The organism is Cupriavidus sp. 10L45, assembly GCF_056395225.1.
This window is the reverse complement of record NZ_JBFTJC010000008.1, coordinates 143,284-161,410: the sequence shown is the minus strand read 5'-3', so window position 1 is coordinate 161,410 and position 18,127 is coordinate 143,284. Positions and strand designations below refer to the sequence as shown.

General features: G+C 67.3%; 18 protein-coding genes. 3 read left to right on the top strand and 15 right to left on the bottom strand.

The features are described 5' to 3' along the window. Window positions 1–89: 89 nt before the first annotated feature. The gene (locus tag AC1DFU_RS16120; RefSeq protein ID WP_441590873.1) at window positions 90–1,424 is read right to left on the bottom strand and encodes a PQQ-dependent sugar dehydrogenase; all 1,335 of its coding nucleotides are present in this window, start codon (window positions 1,422–1,424) and stop codon (window positions 90–92) included. Between the two features lie 89 nt (window positions 1,425–1,513). Then, window positions 1,514–1,999, bottom strand: coding sequence for a GFA family protein (locus tag AC1DFU_RS16115; protein ID WP_092297849.1), 486 nt, complete (start codon window positions 1,997–1,999; stop codon window positions 1,514–1,516). 313 nt (window positions 2,000–2,312) lie between these two features. Between AC1DFU_RS16115 and AC1DFU_RS16110 the strand changes: the two genes are divergently transcribed. Beyond that, a complete protein-coding gene (locus AC1DFU_RS16110) occupies window positions 2,313–2,651 on the top strand; it encodes a hypothetical protein (RefSeq protein WP_441590875.1) in 339 nt (112 codons plus the stop codon). Between the two features lie 31 nt (window positions 2,652–2,682). Here the strand turns inward: AC1DFU_RS16110 and AC1DFU_RS16105 are convergent, their stop codons facing one another. From AC1DFU_RS16105 to AC1DFU_RS16085, 5 genes are read right to left on the bottom strand one after another with little or no spacing between them, the layout of a single operon-like run. Continuing rightward, complete coding sequence (locus tag AC1DFU_RS16105; RefSeq protein ID WP_441590877.1) at window positions 2,683–3,618, bottom strand: LysR family transcriptional regulator; 936 nt, start codon at window positions 3,616–3,618, stop codon at window positions 2,683–2,685. Continuing rightward, window positions 3,618–4,520, bottom strand: coding sequence for a 2-hydroxy-3-oxopropionate reductase (locus AC1DFU_RS16100; protein ID WP_092297855.1), 903 nt, complete (start codon window positions 4,518–4,520; stop codon window positions 3,618–3,620). Before AC1DFU_RS16100 ends, AC1DFU_RS16105 begins: the two co-directional genes overlap by 1 nt. A gap of 24 nt (window positions 4,521–4,544) precedes the next feature. After that, window positions 4,545–5,333, bottom strand: a complete 789-nt coding sequence (gene garL, locus AC1DFU_RS16095) for a 2-dehydro-3-deoxyglucarate aldolase (RefSeq protein ID WP_092297858.1) — start codon at window positions 5,331–5,333, stop codon at window positions 4,545–4,547. 22 nt (window positions 5,334–5,355) lie between these two features. Beyond that, entirely contained in the window at window positions 5,356–6,450 is a 1,095-nt protein-coding gene (locus AC1DFU_RS16090) for a malate/lactate/ureidoglycolate dehydrogenase (protein WP_441590879.1), read from the bottom strand. A 3-nt stretch (window positions 6,451–6,453) separates the two neighbouring features. Next, the gene (locus AC1DFU_RS16085; RefSeq protein WP_092297864.1) at window positions 6,454–7,449 is read right to left on the bottom strand and encodes a Bug family tripartite tricarboxylate transporter substrate binding protein; all 996 of its coding nucleotides are present in this window, start codon (window positions 7,447–7,449) and stop codon (window positions 6,454–6,456) included. A gap of 279 nt (window positions 7,450–7,728) precedes the next feature. Between AC1DFU_RS16085 and AC1DFU_RS16080 the strand changes: the two genes are divergently transcribed. Continuing rightward, entirely contained in the window at window positions 7,729–9,408 is a 1,680-nt protein-coding gene (locus AC1DFU_RS16080) for a thiamine pyrophosphate-binding protein (RefSeq protein WP_441590881.1), read from the top strand. Window positions 9,409–9,435: 27 nt separating this feature from the next. Here AC1DFU_RS16080 and AC1DFU_RS16075 read toward each other — a convergent pair whose 3' ends face one another. Continuing rightward, window positions 9,436–9,753 (bottom strand): CppA family protein, encoded by a 318-nt coding sequence (locus AC1DFU_RS16075; RefSeq protein WP_441591168.1) that lies wholly within the window; start codon window positions 9,751–9,753, stop codon window positions 9,436–9,438. 169 nt (window positions 9,754–9,922) lie between these two features. Here AC1DFU_RS16075 and AC1DFU_RS16070 point away from each other — a divergent pair, with 169 nt between their 5' ends. Next, window positions 9,923–10,810 (top strand): RNA polymerase sigma-70 factor, encoded by an 888-nt coding sequence (locus tag AC1DFU_RS16070; protein WP_441590883.1) that lies wholly within the window; start codon window positions 9,923–9,925, stop codon window positions 10,808–10,810. 190 nt (window positions 10,811–11,000) lie between these two features. Here the strand turns inward: AC1DFU_RS16070 and AC1DFU_RS16065 are convergent, their stop codons facing one another. The 7 genes from AC1DFU_RS16065 to AC1DFU_RS16035 form a co-directional block, all read right to left on the bottom strand. Then, window positions 11,001–12,107, bottom strand: coding sequence for a porin (locus AC1DFU_RS16065; protein ID WP_092297870.1), 1,107 nt, complete (start codon window positions 12,105–12,107; stop codon window positions 11,001–11,003). A gap of 169 nt (window positions 12,108–12,276) precedes the next feature. Continuing rightward, window positions 12,277–13,527: an ABC transporter substrate-binding protein gene (locus tag AC1DFU_RS16060; RefSeq protein ID WP_092297873.1), complete on the bottom strand. Its 1,251-nt coding sequence runs from the start codon at window positions 13,525–13,527 to the stop codon at window positions 12,277–12,279. 59 nt (window positions 13,528–13,586) lie between these two features. Beyond that, a complete protein-coding gene (locus tag AC1DFU_RS16055; RefSeq protein ID WP_092297876.1) occupies window positions 13,587–14,648 on the bottom strand; it encodes a cyclase family protein in 1,062 nt (353 codons plus the stop codon). 156 nt (window positions 14,649–14,804) lie between these two features. Then, window positions 14,805–16,043 (bottom strand): AI-2E family transporter, encoded by a 1,239-nt coding sequence (locus tag AC1DFU_RS16050; protein WP_441590886.1) that lies wholly within the window; start codon window positions 16,041–16,043, stop codon window positions 14,805–14,807. A 263-nt stretch (window positions 16,044–16,306) separates the two neighbouring features. After that, window positions 16,307–16,456 carry a hypothetical protein gene (locus AC1DFU_RS16045; protein WP_177219971.1) on the bottom strand — a complete coding sequence of 50 codons (150 nt, stop codon included), beginning with the start codon at window positions 16,454–16,456 and terminating at the stop codon, window positions 16,307–16,309. A gap of 194 nt (window positions 16,457–16,650) precedes the next feature. Continuing rightward, window positions 16,651–17,088 (bottom strand): hypothetical protein, encoded by a 438-nt coding sequence (locus tag AC1DFU_RS16040; RefSeq protein WP_092297882.1) that lies wholly within the window; start codon window positions 17,086–17,088, stop codon window positions 16,651–16,653. A gap of 84 nt (window positions 17,089–17,172) precedes the next feature. Beyond that, entirely contained in the window at window positions 17,173–18,117 is a 945-nt protein-coding gene (locus AC1DFU_RS16035; protein ID WP_441590888.1) for a LysR family transcriptional regulator, read from the bottom strand. Window positions 18,118–18,127: the final 10 nt, after the last annotated feature.

The following is an 18,127-nucleotide window of genomic DNA, read 5'->3' as shown; positions in this document are numbered from 1 at the left end:
CAGTCGGATTGTTGTTTGGACCATCGTGGTGGGTGGTCTTCCGGCGGCGCGAGGGGCTCGCGCCGCCGGTTTTTGCATTTCGGCGCTATCTATTTAGTCGCGCCGGTCACGCGCCAGATCACATTGCCGACGTCATCGGCCACCAGCAACCCGCCGCGCTTGTCCACGGCCACGCCCACCGGGCGGCCCTGGGCGTCGCCGTCGGCGGTCAGGAAGCCGGTCAGCACGTCGAAGGGCGCACCGTTGGGCTTGCCCTGCTCGAACGGGACGAAGATCACCTTGTAGCCGGCACGCGGCTTGCGGTTCCATGAGCCATGCTGGCCGATGAACATCCCGTGCTGGAACCTTGCCGGCAGGCTGTTGCCGGCGGCGCTGGCCAGCCCTAGCGAAGCCGTATGCGTGCCCACCGCGTAGTCGGGCACGATGGCCTTCGCCACCAGATCGGGGGCCGGCGGCTTCACGCGCACATCCACATGTTGGCCGTAGTAGCTGTACGGCCAGCCGTAGAAGCCGCCATCGCGCACGGAGGTAATGTAGTCCGGCACCAGATCGCTGCCGATTTCATCGCGCTCATTCACGGCCGTCCACAACATGCCGCTGGTCGGCTCCCAGGCCATGCCGTTCGGGTTGCGCAGGCCGCTGGCGAACACGCGGTGCTGGCCGGTCTGGCGATCCACCTCCCAGATGGCGGCGCGGCCCGCTTCCTTGTCGATGCCGTTTTCGGCCACGTTGCTGTTCGAGCCGACCGTGACGTAGAGCTTGTTGCCGTCCTGGCTGGCGATGATGTTCTTGGTCCAGTGATGGTTCAGCGGCCCGCCTGGTAAATCCACGAGTTTCTGGCCCGGATCGGTGATGCTCGGCTGTCCCGGCGCGTAGGGATAGCGCACTACGGCGTCGGTATTGGCCACGTAGAAGTCGTTGCCGACCAGCACCATGCCGAACGGCGAATTCAGGTCCTTGAGGAAGACGGAGCGCTCGTCGGCCACGCCGTCGCCGTTGGTGTCGCGCAGCAGCGTGATGCGGTTGGCGCTCGGCACACCCGCGCCGGCGCGCTTCATCACCTGCTTCATGACCCAGCCCTTGATCCCTTTGCCGTCGTCCGGCTTGGGCGGCGCGTTCGACTCGGCCACGAGGACATCGCCATTGGGCAGCACGTAGACCCAGCGCGGATGGTCGAGCTTGTCGGCGAATGCGGTCACCGTCATGCCATCCGCCGCCACCGGCTTCTTGCCGTCCTCCCAGCCCTTGGCCGGCGCGATATGCACGGTCGGGATCAACGTCTTGTTCGGCTCGGGCAATTGCGGCGAGGCGCCGATGCCGGCCGACTCCGGCAGCTTGGCGGATTCGCCGCATCCCGTGGCGAGTAGCGCAGCGACGGTCAGGCAGATGGCCAACGGGAGAGGAAGAGGGCGGAAGCTCGGCATGTCAGGCTCCTTGCGCGCGGGGCGCCATGCTTGGAGCATAGGAAATCACTTGGCAGGCGTCTGTCGGCCAGTGTCCGACTTTAGGCCACTCAGGCCAGCAGGCGGTGCCGCTTGTGCCAGTCGTGCAGCGATTCTTCCGGCCAGGTCTCGCAATGGCGATGGCCCTTGCCGCGTGGCACATCCACCCATGGCGCGACGTTCTCCAGCGAAGCCTCCACCACTTCGGGTGGGCGGGGCAGGGGCGTGTCGATGGCGCTCGCGTTGGGGTAGACCATGTCGGGCCAGCGCGGGTCCCAGAGCCACAGCGGACTGCCGCACTCGGCGCAGAAATGGCGGAAGGCCTTCGAGCGCTTGGGGCGCTGGCCGGGCTCGCGCATCACAGCGTGATAGCGCGAGACATGCTTCTTGCCGCGAACGCGCAGCGAGTGGGCATCCCCGCCGAGGTTGATGCCATAGCCTCCGCCGCCGCCAGTCTTGCGGCAGATCGAGCAATGGCAATGCATATAGGGGCAGGGCGAATCGGACTCCAGACTGAACTGCACGGCGCCGCATTGGCACGAGCCTTCGAGATGCATGATCCCTCCTGGTTGGCACGGTCGATGCCTCCCAGTGTGGGCGACGGAGCCGGTCGCTTCAAGCACGCCAAATCTGCAGAATTCGCGAAAAGTGTGGCGTTGTCGGAGAGTGTCTGTCAGCGCCGATGAGTTTTTGTAAGGAGATGTTGGAATGCGGCACGCGGGGCACGAGTCGGCTTCTAAACTTCGGTGCGCGGCGCAGGAAGGCAAGACATCCTGCGTGCGGCATTGCGTGGTGCCCGCGCTGCCACAGGTTGTACGCGGGCACCGTCCGAGATAACAACATCTTGAGAGGTCTCATATGTCCAAGAACATGTCCACGAACCGAATCATCCGCACTGGCTCGCTGATCGGCACCCTGACCGCTGGGCTGTTGTCCGCCACCGCTTTCGCCCAGACCACGGCCGCCCCGGCACCCGCCGGCGGCAACGCCGCCGTGCCGCCGGGCATGACGCAGATTCAACCGCCGAAGGACCCGCTGGTGGAGCGCCGCGAAGCCCGCAAGGTTGCGAGCGACCAGTACAAGGCCGAGAAGGCCGCCGCGAAGGGCGAATACAAGCAGGATGTTGGCGCCGCCAAGCAGGAGCGCAAGGACGCCAACAAGGCGGCCAACGAAACCGCCAAGCAGGAACTGCAGGCGCCGAAGCAGTAAGCGAATCCCACCCGGATTCCCGGGGGCGGGGCTAGACCAGCCGCGCTCCCGGCCACGCGCCGGACATCACGATATTCCGCACGGACTGCCGCACGGTCTGCATGATGTCCCACAGCTCGGGCACCACGGTGCGATTGCGCGCCGTGGCCAGCACTACCTGGCGCGTCACCACCGGCTCCACCAGCCGGGCCGAGTGCAGCCGCCCCTGCGCCACGCGGTCCGCCACGGCGGCGAACGGCAGCAGCGTGGCGCCGCAGCCATCCTCCACCAGCCGCATCGACACCGTATTCGAGGCATCGCACTCCAGCGCCATGTTCAGCGTGGTGCCGGCGCGCGCGGCCAGCGATTCGGCCAGCACGCGCAGGCCATGCCCGGTACTCGGCAGGATCAGCGGCACTTCGCCCAGCCGCCGCACCGGGAAGGTCAGGCCGAGGTGGCTCCACGAGGTGGGCGTCACCAGCGTCAGGTCTTCTTCCAGCAGGACATCCACCTTCAGCGCGCCTTGCTGCTCGGGCAGGTAGAGCAGGGCGACGTCGATCTCGCCGGCAGCCAGCCAGGCAAGGATCGGGCTGGCCAGCCCTTCGGCAAAGCGCAGCTTGGTCGCCGGAAAGCGCTGCTTGAGCGCCGTGCCGATGGCCGCGAAGGCCGTGTTGGCGATGGTCGGCTGCGCGGCGATGACCAACTGGGACGGCCCCTGTGCCGTGGACTTGCGCACGGCGGCACGGGCCTCGTTGAGCGTGACCGCCACCTGGCGCGCGTAGCCGAGCAGCGTGGAGCCGGACTCGGTCAGCACCACGCCCCGGCCGCTGCGGTGGAACAGGCGCGTGTCCAGCGCCGCCTCCAGCCGGGCGATCTGGCGGCTGACCGTGGACTGGTCCGCGCCAAGCTCCAGCGCCGCGCGGGAGATGCTCTGCGTGTTGGCCACGCAGACAAAGCACGCAAGGTCGTCGGAGTTCAGCGCCGACATCAGCCCGCCGTCTTGGGCTTGTCGCCGATGGCGAACGACGACATATGCTCGATCGCCTTGACCAGCCCCGAATGGTCCCAACCCGCGCCGCCCTGCGCCACGCAGACGTTGAACAGCTGCTGGCAGGACGCCGTGTTCGGCAGTCCCACCCCCAGCGCCTTGGCCGTGGACAGCGCCAGGTTCAGGTCCTTCTGGTGCAGTTCGATGCGGAAGCCCGGGTCGAAGGTGCGCTTGATCATCCGTTCGCCATGCACTTCCAGGATGCGCGAGCTGGCAAAGCCGCCCATCAGCGCCTGACGCACGCGCGCCGGGTCCGCGCCGGCCTTGGCGGCCAGCACCAGCGCCTCGCTCACGGCCTCGATGGTCAGCGCCACGATCACCTGGTTCGCCACCTTGGCCACCTGGCCGTCACCGACATTGCCGACCAGCGTGATGTTCTTGCCCATCAGCTGGAGCAGCGGCAGCACGCGGTCGAACACATCCTGCTTGCCGCCGGCCATGATCGACAGCGTGGCCGCCTTGGCCCCCACCTCGCCGCCGGACACCGGCGCATCCACATACTCGCAACCCAGCTGCTCGATGCGGGCCGCGAACTCGCGCGTCTCGATCGGGGAGATCGAACTCATGTCGACCACGGTCTTGCCCTGGCTCAGGCCCTCGGCCACGCCGTGCTCGCCGAACAGCACGCGCGCCACGTCCGGCGTATCGGGCAGCATCAGGAAGATGACGTCGGCCTGACGCGCCACCTCGGTGGCATTGGCGCAGGCCTGCATGCCGGCATCCTGGAGCGCCTGCGGCACGCCGCTGCGCGTGTGGGCGTAGACCGTGTGGCCGCCCGCCTGAAGGTGTTGCGCCATCGGCGCGCCCATCACGCCGAGTCCGATGAATCCGATCTTGCTCATATCCGTTTTCCTATATAGATAGCGTCATTGCGCAAAGCGCTCGCGCAGCGCGCGGGAGGCGTCGCGCAGCAGCGTGTGGTCCAGCCCCACGGCGACGAAGTGCGCGCCCATGTCGAGGTAGCGGCGGGCGTCTGCCTCCACGGGAGTCAGCGTGCCGATGGCCTTGCCGGCGCGGTTGGCGGCGTCGTAGATCTGCGCCACGGCGGCCTGCACCTCCGGGTGGTTCGGGTCGCCGAGGTGGCCGTAGGCGGCGGCGAGGTCGTTCGGGCCGATGAAGATGCCGTCCACGCCGGGCTCGGCGCAGATCTCGTCGGCAGCCTCCACGCCCTTGCGGCTCTCGATCTGCACCAGCACGCAGATGTTCTCGTTGATGGTCTTGAAGAAGTCCGGCAGCGTGCCGTAGCGGTTCTGGCGCTGTACGCCGGACACCCCGCGCACGCCGTCCGGCGGGTAGCGCGTGGCCCGCACTGCGCGGCGGGCTTCCTCGGCCGACTCCACGAACGGGATCAGGAAGTTATAGAAGCCGATGTCCAGCAGGCGCTTGAGCAGCACGGGATCGTTCCAGGGCGGCCGGACCACGGGCGCGCTGGTGCTGTCCTTGAGCGCCATCAGCTGCGGCACGAAGGTCAGTACGTCGTTGGGCGCGTGCTCGCCATCGAGCAGCATCCAGTCGAAGCCGGCCAGGCCGATGATCTCGGTGGTAACCGGCTGGCCGAGCGAGGTCCAGCAGCCAATCAGGCGCTTGCGCGCGAGGATGTCCGCACGGAACTGGTTGGGCAGCGGGGAAAGCTGGGGCAGGTGAGGGGTCGTCATGAGAATTCCTTGAGCCTTGGGTTCAGTCCGCCGCCAGGGCGGAGAGCGGGCCGGGGGATTGGCCGCGCGCCTGGAGCACGCGCGCCGCGGCGTCGTCGAGCTGGGCCAGCGTGCCGGCATCCACGGGGATAAAGTCGGCGCGCGCCTTGCGCCATGCGCGCTCGGGGTCGCCGGGGAGGCGGATGGCATCGTTGCCCGGTTGCAGCCGGGACGCCTTCAGCCAATCGACAAAGGATTCCACCTCATGGCCGAAGGTGGTGCTGCTGCCCAGGCGGGCCGGATCGAAGATGATCGCCAGCATGTTGTTCCAGACCGCATGCTCGTGCGTCAGCGTTTCCGGGCGGATGGTGTGGCCGCCAGTCACGGCCGCGCCGAGCAGCTCGCACATCACGGCCAGCACGTAGCCCTTGTGCTCGCCGAAGGTGCGCAGCGCGCCGTGCGGCGTACCGGGCGGCGGGAACATGACCGACGGGTCGTCGGTGGGATGCCCGTTCGGGTCCATCAGGCTGCCCGGCGGCACCGGCACGCCCTTGTTGTTGGCCACGCGCACCTTGCCCATTGCGATGGCGCTGGTGGCGAAGTCGAGCACCAGCGGCGGGGCGCCCGCCACCGGCACGCCGATCGTGAATGGATTGGTGCCGAAGCGCGCGTCGTAGCCGCCATGCGGCGCCACGAGCGGCTTGGACAGCACATTCACGAAGTGGATCGAGATCATGCCGGCCGCCGTGGCCTGCTCGGCCCAGTGGCCCACCCGGCCCAGATGGTGCGAGCGCCGCAGCCCCATCACGCACACGCCGTGCTCCTGTGCGCGGGCGATGCCCATGCGCATCGCCTCCTCGGTCACGGCCTGGCCCATGCCCCGGTTGCCGTCCAGGCTCAGGATGCCGCCGGACTCATGCACCACGCTGACCTGCTGATTGAGCTGCAATTGCTCGCCCTGCCAGGACAGCACGTACTTCGGGATCATGCCCACGCCATGCGAGTCATGGCCCGAGAGATTGGCGCCGACGAGGTGGTCGGCGGTCAGCTGCGCCTCACGCGCATCGGACCCCGCCGCCAGCCACAGGTCCACGACCCAGCGATGCAGGCCGGCGGTCGGAATACGGTGTTCTGCCATGCGTTACTCCAGGTGGATGTTGGCGACCTTGATCAGGTTGGCCCACTTGGCCACCTCGCTCTTCTGGAACTTGCCGAGTTCGGCCGGGCCGGCGCCAGACGGCTCCACGCCCATGCCCACCAGCTTCGCCTTGACGTCCGGCTGGTGGATGATCTTGCCGATCTCGGTGGCCAGCTTGTTGACGATGGGCATCGGCGTGCCGGCCGGCGCGAAGATCGCCTGCCACGAGACGATTTCATAGCCCGGCAGGCCCGATTCGGCCATGGTCGGCACATCGGGCAGCTCGGCGGCGCGCTTGGCGCCGGTGGTGGCCAGCGCGCGGAACTTGCCGGACTGCACCATCGGCATGGCGGCCACGCTGTTCTCGAAGACGATATCGACCTGATTGCCGAGCAGCGCCTGTACCGCCTGGCTGCTGCCCTTATAGGGCACGTGGGTCATCTTCAGGCCGGCCATGTTGGCGAACAGTTCGGCCGCCAGATGCTGGGAGGTGCCGTTGCCGGACGAGCCGAAGTTGATCGACCCCGGTTTGGCCTTGGCCGCTGCCATCACGTCCTGCACCGACTTGTACGGGCTGTTCACGTTCACCACCAGCACATTGGGCAGCGTGCCGATCAGCGCCACCGGCTGGAAGTTCTTGACCGGGTCGTACGGCATCTTGGGGTACAGGCTCACGTTGATGGCGTGCGAGCTGATGGTGCCGCCGAGCAGCGTGTAGCCGTCCGGCGCGGCCTTGGACACGTAGTCCGAACCGATATTGCCGCCGGCGCCGGCGCGGTTTTCCACCACCACCGACTGGCCGAGCACCTGCGACAGCCGCTGGCCGATCAGTCGGCCGAGCAGGTCCGTGGTGCCGCCCGCCGCGAATGGCACGACGTAGTTGATCGGCTTGCTGGGGTACTGGTCGGCGGACTGGGCTTGCGCCAGTGGGGCCGCCGCCATGCATCCAAGGCAAAGCACGGCCAGGGCCGGCCGCATCAATCGATGAGGGAAGGACATTGCATGGTCTCCTGTTTTCGCGAGCATTGTTATGGGACGGCCGGGATGGCCGTCAGGTGTCGCGGGCGGGCGCGCTGTCATGGCAGCATCGCCTCGGTAGCCAATCTACACGGGCGCGAGGCGGGCTGCCTTGCATAAAACGCATAACAGAAATGCACGATAGACCCCGCGGCGGCGCCCGTCAAACGGAAAAATCGCTGTCATCGCCGCCTGCTTCGGGTCTGGCGCCTGCTTGGCTCCACCTTGGCGCCGCCTCCGATCCTGTCCATACTTTTCGTCATGACCGCTCAAACCCCATCCTCCCAGGCCCGCACCGGCGGCCGTGTCCTCGTGGACCAACTGCGCCTGCATGGCACGGAGCGCATCTTCTGCGTGCCCGGCGAGAGCTTCCTGGACGTGCTGGACGCGCTGCACGACCAGCCGGCCATCGACCTCGTCGTCACCAAGCACGAAGGCGCCGCCGCCAACATGGCCGAGGCGGACGGCAAGCTGACCGGCCGCCCCGGTATCTGCTTCGTCACCCGGGGCCCGGGCGCCACGCACGCCAGCATCGGCGTGCATATCGCCCAGCAGGACTCCACGCCGATGATCCTGTTCGTGGGGCAGATCTCCCGCGCCCACAAGGGCCGGGAGGCGTTCCAGGAGGTGGATTACGCGGCAGTGTTCGGCACGATGGCCAAGTGGGCGGCCGAGATCGACGATCCGGCCCGGATTCCCGAGATGGTGGCGCGCGCCTTCCAGGTGGCCACGTCCGGCCGGCCCGGCCCGGTGGTGCTGGCGCTGCCCGAAGACGTGCTCGACGATCTGGTGGACTGCGCCGATGCCGAGCCGTACCGCACCGTGGCGGCCGCCCCGCGCGCCGAGGATGCCCGGGCGCTGGCCGCCGCGCTGGCCGAGGCCCGCCAGCCGCTGGTGATCGCCGGCGGCGCCGGCTGGACCGACGCGGCAGTGCGTGACTTCGCCGCCTTCGTCAAGGCATGGAACCTGCCCGTGGCCTGCGCCTTCCGCCGGCAGGACGTGATCGATAACCGCGACCCGCACTACATCGGCCATCTGAGCCTGGGCGTGAGCCCCAAGCTGGCCGAGCGGGTGCGCACGGCCGACCTGATCGTGGCGGTCGGCACCCGGCTGGGCGACATCGCCACCGATGGCTACACGCTGCTGGAAGTCCCGCGTCCCAAGCAGAAGCTGGTGCATATCCATGCCGATAGCGGCGAGCTGGGCCGCGTCTACCAGTCGGCACTGCCGATCCATTCGGGCGTGGTGCCTGCGGCAGCCATGCTGGCCGCGCTGCCGGCGCCGGCTTCTATCGGATGGAAGGACTGGACCAGCGGCGCCCGGGCCGAGCACGAGGCCTTCGTCACGCCGCCCAAGCCCCATGCGGAACTGACGGGGGTGGATATGGCTGCCGCGATGTCGCACCTGAACGCGGTGCTGCCCGAAGACGCCATCCTCAGCAACGGCGCCGGCAATTACACGGTCTGGCTGCACCGCTTCTACGCGTACAAGCGTCCGCGCACGGAACTGGCGCCCACCTGCGGCGCGATGGGTTACGGCCTGCCGGCCGCGATTGCCGCGAAGCTGCGCGCGCCCGAGAAGACCGTGGTCTGCCTGGCTGGCGACGGTTGCTTCCTGATGTATCCGCAGGAGATCGCCACGGCCGCCGCGCATGGCGCCAACCTGATCGTGATCCTGGTGAATAACCGCATGTACGGCACCATCCGCATGCATCAGGAGAAGCGCTACCCGGGCCGCCAGAGCGGCACGACCATCGCCAACCCGGATTTCGTGGCGATGGCGCGCGCCTGCGGGGCGTGGGCGGAGCGGGTGGAGAAGACGGAGGACTTTGCGGCAGCGTTCGAGCGCGCCCGCAACGCCGGCCAGCCGGCCGTGCTGGAGCTGATGACCGATCCGCTCCAGATCACGCCCGCAATGCGCGTGACCGAACTGCCGGCCTGAGCCCGGATCAGACGCTGCCTAGGCGATCTAGAACAGCGCCGCTTGTGGCCGGGCCTCGTGCCCGGCTTTTTCATGGCCGGACGTCGGGCGGGCCAGGATCTCGCGGATCTGCTCCAGATACCGCTCGCCCACCGCGCGATGGCTCTTGCGAGCCTCGTCCGCCAGCGCGCGGCGCGACGGCGCCCGAATCCCGATCAGGCGGCAAATCGTTGAAAGATAAGGCTTTTTATCGTCGACGGTGGCCCGGTGCGCGGCCGACAGCAGGGCGGCATCACCAATGCGCCCCCGCAGCCAGACCAGCACCTGGCGGTCATATTCGTTCTGCACACGGATCAGGTGGATCAGGTGTTCCATTCCGCACTCCGATATACTGTTCATTCATACAGTTACTGTAAATATATACAGTGCATCGGAATTTTCAAGGTGTGCGTCGGAAAATGCTTGAAAGTTCTTGCGCTGGGCCGGCACGCGTGGCCACCATGGCGGTCTGCCAGCCGCCTTTTCGCATCGAATCATGGACGACACCACCGCCACCTTCCACAAGCTGCGCCCGCGCCTGCACGGGATTGCCTACCGGATGCTCGGCGCCGTGGCCGAGGCCGAGGACGTCGTACAGGACGCCTGGCTGCGCTGGCACACGGCTGACCAGACGGAAATCGAAAATGCCGAAGCCTGGCTGGTCTCGGTAACCACCCGCATCGCCATCGACCGCCTGCGCGCCGCCAAGATCCAGCGCGAGCACTACACCGGGATCTGGCTGCCCGAGCCGCTGATCACGGACAGCCCGGACAACCCCGAGGCCATCAAGGAGCGCGCCGATGACATCTCCGTCGCCTTCCTCCTCCTGCTGGAGCGCCTGACGCCCGAGGCCCGCGCGGCCTTCCTCCTGCGCGAGGTTTTCGACAACGACTACGACGAGGTGGCGCGCGTGATCGGCAAGAGCGAGGCCAGCTGCCGCCAGCTGGTCAGCCGGGCAAAAACCCAGCTACGCGACGACCGGCCGCGCTTCACGGTGTCCCCGGACACCCATCGGCACATGGTCCAGGCGTTCGCCCAGGCGATGCAGGGCGGCGACTTCGCCGGCATCCAGGCGCTGCTGGCCAACGACGCCACCCTGGCCGGCGACGGCGGCGGCAGGGTCCAGACCTTCCCCAAGCCGCTCGAAGGCGCACGGCGCATCGCGCAACTGTTCTACGCCACGCGCCTCAGATTCCCCGGCGAGGGCCTCCGGGTGCGGCTGGTGCTGCTCAATGGCGAATGGGCGCTGCTGCGCTACTTCGACGGCGCGCTGGAGTCCGCGCAGACCTTTGTGGTCGAAGGCGACCGCATCGCCCGCATCCACGTGCAACGCAACCCGGACAAACTGGCGCGGATTGCGGCGTATTTTGGCGGAGAGGCGTAAGGAAGGGGCGGCCGCTGTGAGTTCGTGCGCCTTGATCGCAGTCATGTCCAGGTACGGGCTTGTCCCGGCTGCACCGGCATAACGCCCGGCGGGCGTTTTCTGCGGCCTGATCCAAAAAAGAGCCCGCCAAGGCGGGCCCAAAGACGAAGGGAAAGTCTCCGTCAAGTGGATTTCAGCGTGGCCGCTGCGCTCAGAAGCGGTGGCGGATGCCGACGATGGCGCCGAACTGGTTCTGGCCGGCGCCCACCTGTTCGGTTGTGGCCGTCAGGGTGCTGGCACTGCGGTTCAGCGACGGGCCGAAGCCGGACAGGCCCATGGCCGAGCCGTCCCGGTTCTGGGCGTAGGCGACGATGGTGTACAGGTCGGTGCGCTTGGAGAACGCGTACGTGCCGGACAGCACGAAGCTGTACGGGTCGCCGCCGCTGTTGCGCACGTCGGTGTAGTAGGCCGCGCCAGTCAGCGTGATGGCCGGCGTGACCTGGTAGTTCGCGCCGATCCAGTACAGGTTGGTGCGCAGCGAGCTGCTGGCGAAGTCGCCGTAGTACCAGCGATAGCCGGCGAAGGCACGGGCCCGGCCGAAGTCGTAGCTGGCGCCGAGGGTGGCGCGGCGCTCGCGGTTGTCGTCCGTGACGACGGTGCTGCCGCGCACTTCGTCGTACACCACGCGGGCGGACAGCGGGCCGGCCGTGTAGCCGACGCTGGCGCTGAAGTTGCGGCCGGCCTTGTAGTCGCCCGGCACCTCGCCGCCGGCGCTGCTGTCGTAGCCGGTGCTGTAGAACAGACCGTAGTACAGCGCGCCGGTCTGGCCGGTGAACTTCACCGAGTTATCGGCGCGGCCGGACATCCACTTGTCGTGCATCAGCACCGAGTAGCGCGTGGCGATGGCCATCGGGTCATAGGCCAGCGAGAAGTCGTACAGCACGGTCTGATGGCGGCCCAGCGACAGCGTGCCGTACTGGTTCTGCAGGCCGACGAACGCCTGACGCCCGAACATGCGGCCGCCCTGGTTGGCGCTGCCGGTGTCGAGGTCGAAGCCGTTTTCCAGCGTGAAGACGGCCTTCAGGCCGCCGCCCAGGTCTTCGGCGCCGCGCAGGCCCCAGCGGGAGGTGGAGAGGTTGCCGGCGGACATCCGCACGACGTTGTTGCTGCCGCCGGTGGCCGCGTTCGGCACGTTGGTCAGGAATTCCACGCCAGCGTCGACGACGCCGTAGAGCGTGATGCTGCCCTGGGCGTGGGCAGCAGCGGGCAGGGCAGGGAGGATGGCCAGCGTGGCCAGGCAGGCGAGACGGGTCTTCATGCGTTCGTGATCCTTGTTATGGTCGCCGCCCGCGCACCCCGTAAGGGCTCGGGCGTGCCGGCGGCGACTGCAATGTAACGAGGGATCAGGAACGGGAGAAGCGCGTCTGGGCTGACAGACTGTCCCGGGATTTGAACAATTGGGGCGTCAAGCGCCCTTCAGCGCTCCGTCAGCGGCTGCCCTTGAGCAACGGACATTGCGACTTCGACGGCGGGATGAACGCCTGGTCGCCCGGCACCGTGGCCAGCACCTTGTAGTAGTCCCACGGGTACTTGGACTCGGCCGGCGTCTTGACCTCGAACAAATACATATCGTGCACCATGCGCCCATCGGCGCGGATGCGGCCGTTCTTGGCGAAGAAGTCGTTGATCGGCATCGCCTTCATCTTCTCCATGGTCGGTGCGGTCTCGTCCGTGCCGGCCGCCTGCACGGCCTTCAGGTAGTGCGTGACGGAGGAGTAGACGCCTGCCTGGCTCATGTTCGGCATCTTCTTGACCTTGTCGAAGTACTTGCGCGACCAGGCGCGCGTGGCGTCGTTCATGTCCCAGTAGAACGCCTCGGTCAGCACCAGCCCCTGCGCGGTCTTGAGGCCGAGCGCGTGGATGTCGTTGATATAGAGCAACAGTCCGGCCATGCGCTGCTTGCCGTCGCGCGTCAGGCCGAACTCGGAGGCGGCCTTGATGGCGTTGACCGTGTCGCCGCCCGCGTTGGCCAGGCCCACCACCTGCGCCTTGCTCGCCTGCGCCTGGAGCAGGTAGGAGGCGAAGTCGCTGGTACTGAGCGGATGGCGCGCGGCGCCGAGCACCTGCCCGCCGGCCTCGGTGACCACCGTGGTGGCTGACTGCTGGAGCGTGTGGCCGAACGCGTAGTCGGCGGTCAGGAAGAACCACGTCTTGCCGCCGCGCTGGACCATGGCCTTGGCCGTGGTGTTGGCCAGCGCGTAGGTGTCGTAGGCGTAGTGGACCGAAACCGGCGTGCACAGGTCGTTGGTGAGGCGCTCGCTGCCGGGGCCGGAGAACACCACGATCTTGTTCTTCTGCTTCGCCACGTCGAGCACGGCCAGCGCGGGTGCCGAAGCCGCCACATCCAGGATGGCATCGACCTTGTCCGTATCGAACCATTCACGCGCCTTGTTGGCGGCGATGTCGGCCTTGTTCTGGTGATCCACCACCACCAGCTCGATTTTCTTGCCGAGCACCTTGCCGCCGAAGTCGTCGATGGCCATCTGCGCCGCCGTGGCGCTGCCGCGCCCGGTCACGTCGGCGTAGAGGCCGCTCATGTCGAGCAGCAGGCCGATCTTGACGACATCATCGGAAATCCCTGCCTTCGGCTGGGCCGAGGCGATGCCGGCCACACCGCCAGCACCGGCCAGCGCCAGCAGGGCAGCGGCCGTCCGCCGCCATGTCGCTGAAGTCTTCATGGTTGTCTCCTCCAGTTTTTTATCTAGTTCTTCTACGATTTAAAAACGCACACCGCGGATCACACCGTGGCCACCGGCGTCACCGGCGAGCCCACCGCGCCCGGCAGCCGCAGCGGCGGCGCCGTGAGCATGAAGCGCGAGCGGCGGTGCGCGCGCAGCCAGTCCGCCAGGTCCTTGAGATACCAGAGTTCGCCAAGCGGCAGCCCCAGCTTGAACAGGCAATGGTGGTGGAGCGGCAGCAGCGGATGCGTCTTCGCCTCGTCGGGCGGCGGCAGGGCCGGGTAGCGCTCCACGGCGTAGTTGTCGGCGATCAGCGCGGCGATGCCGGAATCGGTGATCCAGTTCAGCAACCGGGCGTCGCGCCCGTTTAGCGCTGCGCAACTGTGGTGGAGCACCGCTTCGTCGGGCTCGCGCTGCATCGACAGCACGACTTCGGCAAAGCCGGTGCGCAGCAGGAGCATGTCGCCGGGCTCCACTTCCACGCGATGGGTGTCCATGGCGTGCATCAGGTCGTCGTAGCCGACGTTGCGGAAGTCCATGCCGAACACATCGGCCAGATCCACCAGCACGCCCCGGCCCTGCATGCCCTTGACGGCGAAGTTCTCGATGCCGAGCGCATCCGCGTGGCTATGGGTATGGCCGTGGCTGCAATCGTGGGCGGCGAACTGGTCGTCATCGGCATAGTCGACCGGGCCGACGATGTCCGCGTTGGCGCGATAGCCGTTGTAGTAGACGCGCTCGAGCTTGCCATCGCCGTCCGCATCGAACAGCGCGCCCACGTGGGCCAGCGAGTCCCACTGGGTGGAGTACTGGAGGCAGAGCAGCACCTGATCGTCGCTGATGACATCGGTCGCGGCCGGGTTCACCTTGGCCAGCGGGAAGTTCATGTACGGGGAGTCGTCGCGGAAGGTGGGGCGCAACTCGGGCGGATGGCGGCGCGGATTGAGCTTGTTGCCGCCGGGGTAGTCCAGCGGCAGCGAGAGGCAGAAGCTGCGCCCCGCCTGGATCTCGCGCGCGCCCTTGACCACCTGCTCGGGGCCGATCAAATTGACGCGCCCCAGTTGATCGTCAGGACCGAAATCGCCCCAGTTGGAGCCCTGCGGACGTTGCTGCCAACGCATGCCTGATACCTCCCTCGCGAAAGATGTTGCCGGTTGAAGCGCCGCCGCCACATCGCGGCGCAGCATCCGGTTATACGTGATCCATGCGGCGCGGTCATTCTGCGTCGCATCAAGTTCCGCGTGACGAAATAGGAGGAAGGAAGGCGAGGGGGACGGCTATTCGCCGAGGAACTCGGCCACCACCTCGAGCCCTTCGACGTGGTCGGCCACGACCTTGGCGATGACGGCCAGCGGAATCGCCAGCAGCATCCCCCAGGTGCCCCAGAGCCACGTGAACAGCAGCAGCGAGACGAAGACGGCGACGGCGTTCATGCGCGCCATGCGCCCCGTCATCCAGGTGGTCATGCCGGAGCCGATCAGCGTGGCGATCAGCATCGACCCACCGGCCGCCGCTGCCGCGACGGACAGCGTGCCGAACTGCATGAACCCGGCCACGCCCAGGCACAGGGCGATCAGTACCGCGCCGAAGTACGGCACCAGGTGCAGCGAGGCAGCCGCCAGCGCCCATGCGCCGGCATTGTCGATCGACAGATACCTGAGCAGGATGTACGTACAAAGCCCCAGCGCGGCGTTCGTGATGACCAGCATCAGCATGTAGCGCTGGATCGCCCGGTTGATCTCGTCGAGCATGTGCACGCTGATCTTCTTCTGGCTGATGGTGGTGCCGGCCATCTTGATGAACTTGCGCTTGAACATGTCGCCGCCCAGCAGCAGGAACCAGGTCAGGAACAGCACGACGATGGCCTGCGCCAGCATCGCGAAGACGCCCATCGATCCCACCCAGATGGCGTTGTTGAGGGCGTCGGCGGAACGTTCGACGACGATCGGCGCGCCCTTGGTCGGCGGTGGCTGACCGGTACCGACCAGTACCGTGGTGGCGCGGCGGATCTTTTGCAGCATGGAGTCGTCGCCGCTCACCAGTTCGCCCAGCGAGCGGGAGAGCTTGCTGGCGATGGCGGGCAGCCGGTCGACGATAGATTCAATCTGCCCCTGGAGCAGATAGGCGCCGCACAGCAGCAGGGCCAGCATGCCGAGCAGCACCACGGTCGCGCCCACGGCGCGCGGCACCCGCTGGCGCTGGAGCCACTCGACCATCGGATCGAGCAGGTAGGCGATGACGATGGCCACCACCACTGGCACGATGAAGTCGCGGGCGAGGTGCAGGGTGTAGAGCGATGCGAGCGTCGCCAGAATGACCAACGCCGTGCTGGCGCGGCGCACAGAGACGGACAGCTTGGGGGGCGTACGGGTGGGTGACGCCGGCGCGGCGTCCGCGGGCACCTCAGCCGTGACTGCGGGCACCCCCTCCGGTACGACATCCGGCACAACATCAGGCCCGGCCACGGTGCCGGGCGGGGCGGCCCGCATGGCGGGCTGGATCGGTACGCGCGACATGGATGGCGGGGCGGCTCGCAGACAAGAAGGACATGGCGTCACGAGGCGGACGCCTGCCATAACCATAGTCACTACGGGGCGCGGGAGGGTGTCGGTGCGTTCCGGGTCGCGGTGTAGGACAGCGGCGCGACCTTCTAAGGCGGGCTTGGGCGTGTGCAGCCTGATACACGAAAGCCGCACCAAAGCAAAAGCCCGGTCTCGTGAACCGGGCTTCTGGGGATTGCGTGGCTGGCGTAGCCGGGGGGCGATCAGCGCATGGCGGGTTAGCGCGTCAGCGTCGAATGATCGTCGCCGTGAGGGCGGGCGCCCGACTGCTTGAGCAGCGGGTCATTCTTGAGCACCCAGCGGGCGCCGAAGGCCAGTGCGACGATACAGGCCAGCATATACGCAACGATCACAGTGAGAGTCAGCATGGCATCACAGGAGTAGGTTGCGACCGCGTTGCCAGCTTTCGTTGGCGGGCCGATGGGAACGAATTGTATGTGAGACAAGACGTTTCACCGGCGCCGATTTGCCTGAAATTTTCTGTATGCCGATCTAAGCCTGACTAATATCGGCAGGTTCTACGAGGGGCATGGATCATGACCGCCTCGCATCAGCCTCGGCCCTAGAAGTAGCACCCCATCTCGTATTGCTGCGAGCGCAGGGCATGGACGTCGCTGCGGTAGCGGTCCGCGCGGCTCCAGTACTCGGTGGTATGCATGGCGCGCTCGGCGGCCCGCGCCTGGTACTCGAGTGCCCGGCACTGATTCCAGAAGACGTTCTGCGCGCGCAGGTCGAGATCGTCCTCGCGCCCCTGCCAGACCTGGATCTGTTGCGCCATCTGGGCGCGGCTCTGCAGGTAGGCCTGCTCGTCCTGGCGGATCTTGGGGGTCTTGGTGATGGTGGTCACATTGGCACGCATGGTGGACGTGACATCGCGGTAGCCCGCCGGGCACGATGCCGCCGTATAGAGCGTGTCCTTGCCGCTCTGGCACTTGGTGACGGCGTGGGCGGCGCCGGAGGCGGCCAGCATCAGCAGCAGGATGGCAAATTGTCTGGACATGGCGGCGCCTTGGACGAATAGCGATGTCATCCAATGTAGGCAGCGATGCGCCGCGCTGCCAGTGCGGCAAGGTATCCAGATATTTCAGGTACGGGGGTTGCCGCGCTTTCGGTGTCCAGGCAGCGTCTTGGCCCCCTGCATTTCGGCATTGGCGGTCAGCAGCATGTCATACAGTTGCTGCGCCGCCGGCGACAGGGACCGGCCGCGCCGCCGGATCAGCCCCACGGTACGCGAGACGGTGGGCTCCACCAGCGGCACGCTGGTCAGCGTGGGATGCTTGCCCGGCGGCATGGCCAGCCGGGGTACCGCCGCCACGCCGAGCCCGGCTTCCACCAGGCTCACCAGCGTGCTGACGTGCCGCACCTCGCAATACCACTGTGGGCGATCGGGTACATCGGTCAGCGCCAGGTCCAGCAGCATGCGGTTGCCGCTGGCCTTGCCCACGGTCATGTAGTCGTATTGGCCCAGTTCGGCCCAGGTGACCTTGCGCTTGCGCGCCAGCGGATGGTCGGGCGGGCAGGCCACCACGAACGGTTCCTTGAGCACGGGTTCGAACTCGACGTCGGGCTCCTGCGTGCCGATGTAGTTCAGGCCGAAGTCGGCCTCGTTGCGCACGATCAGGTTCAGCACCTCGTTGGCGCCTTCGTCGATCAGCCGCACGACGATACGCGGCCACGTCTCGTGGTACTTGCGCAGCACCGCCGGCAGGAAGTAGCGCACCGCCGAGGGCACGCACGCCACCGTGACTTCGCCGGTCACGCGGGTGGCCACGTCCCGGATGCCGAGCAGCGACTCCTCCAGCCCGTTCAGGAGTTCGCGCGCCTTGCGCGAGAACTCCCGGCCCACGGCGGTCATCTCCACCGAGCGCGTCGTCCGGTCGAACAGCCGCACGCCGAGGGCGTCTTCCAGCTTCTCGATCCGGCGCGACAACGCCGGCTGGGACAGATGCAACTCCGTCGCTGCCGCGCGGAAGCTGCTCAGTTCGGCCACCGCCACGAAGGCGCGCAGATCGGAAAGGCTGAAGTTCATGCGCGGTTCA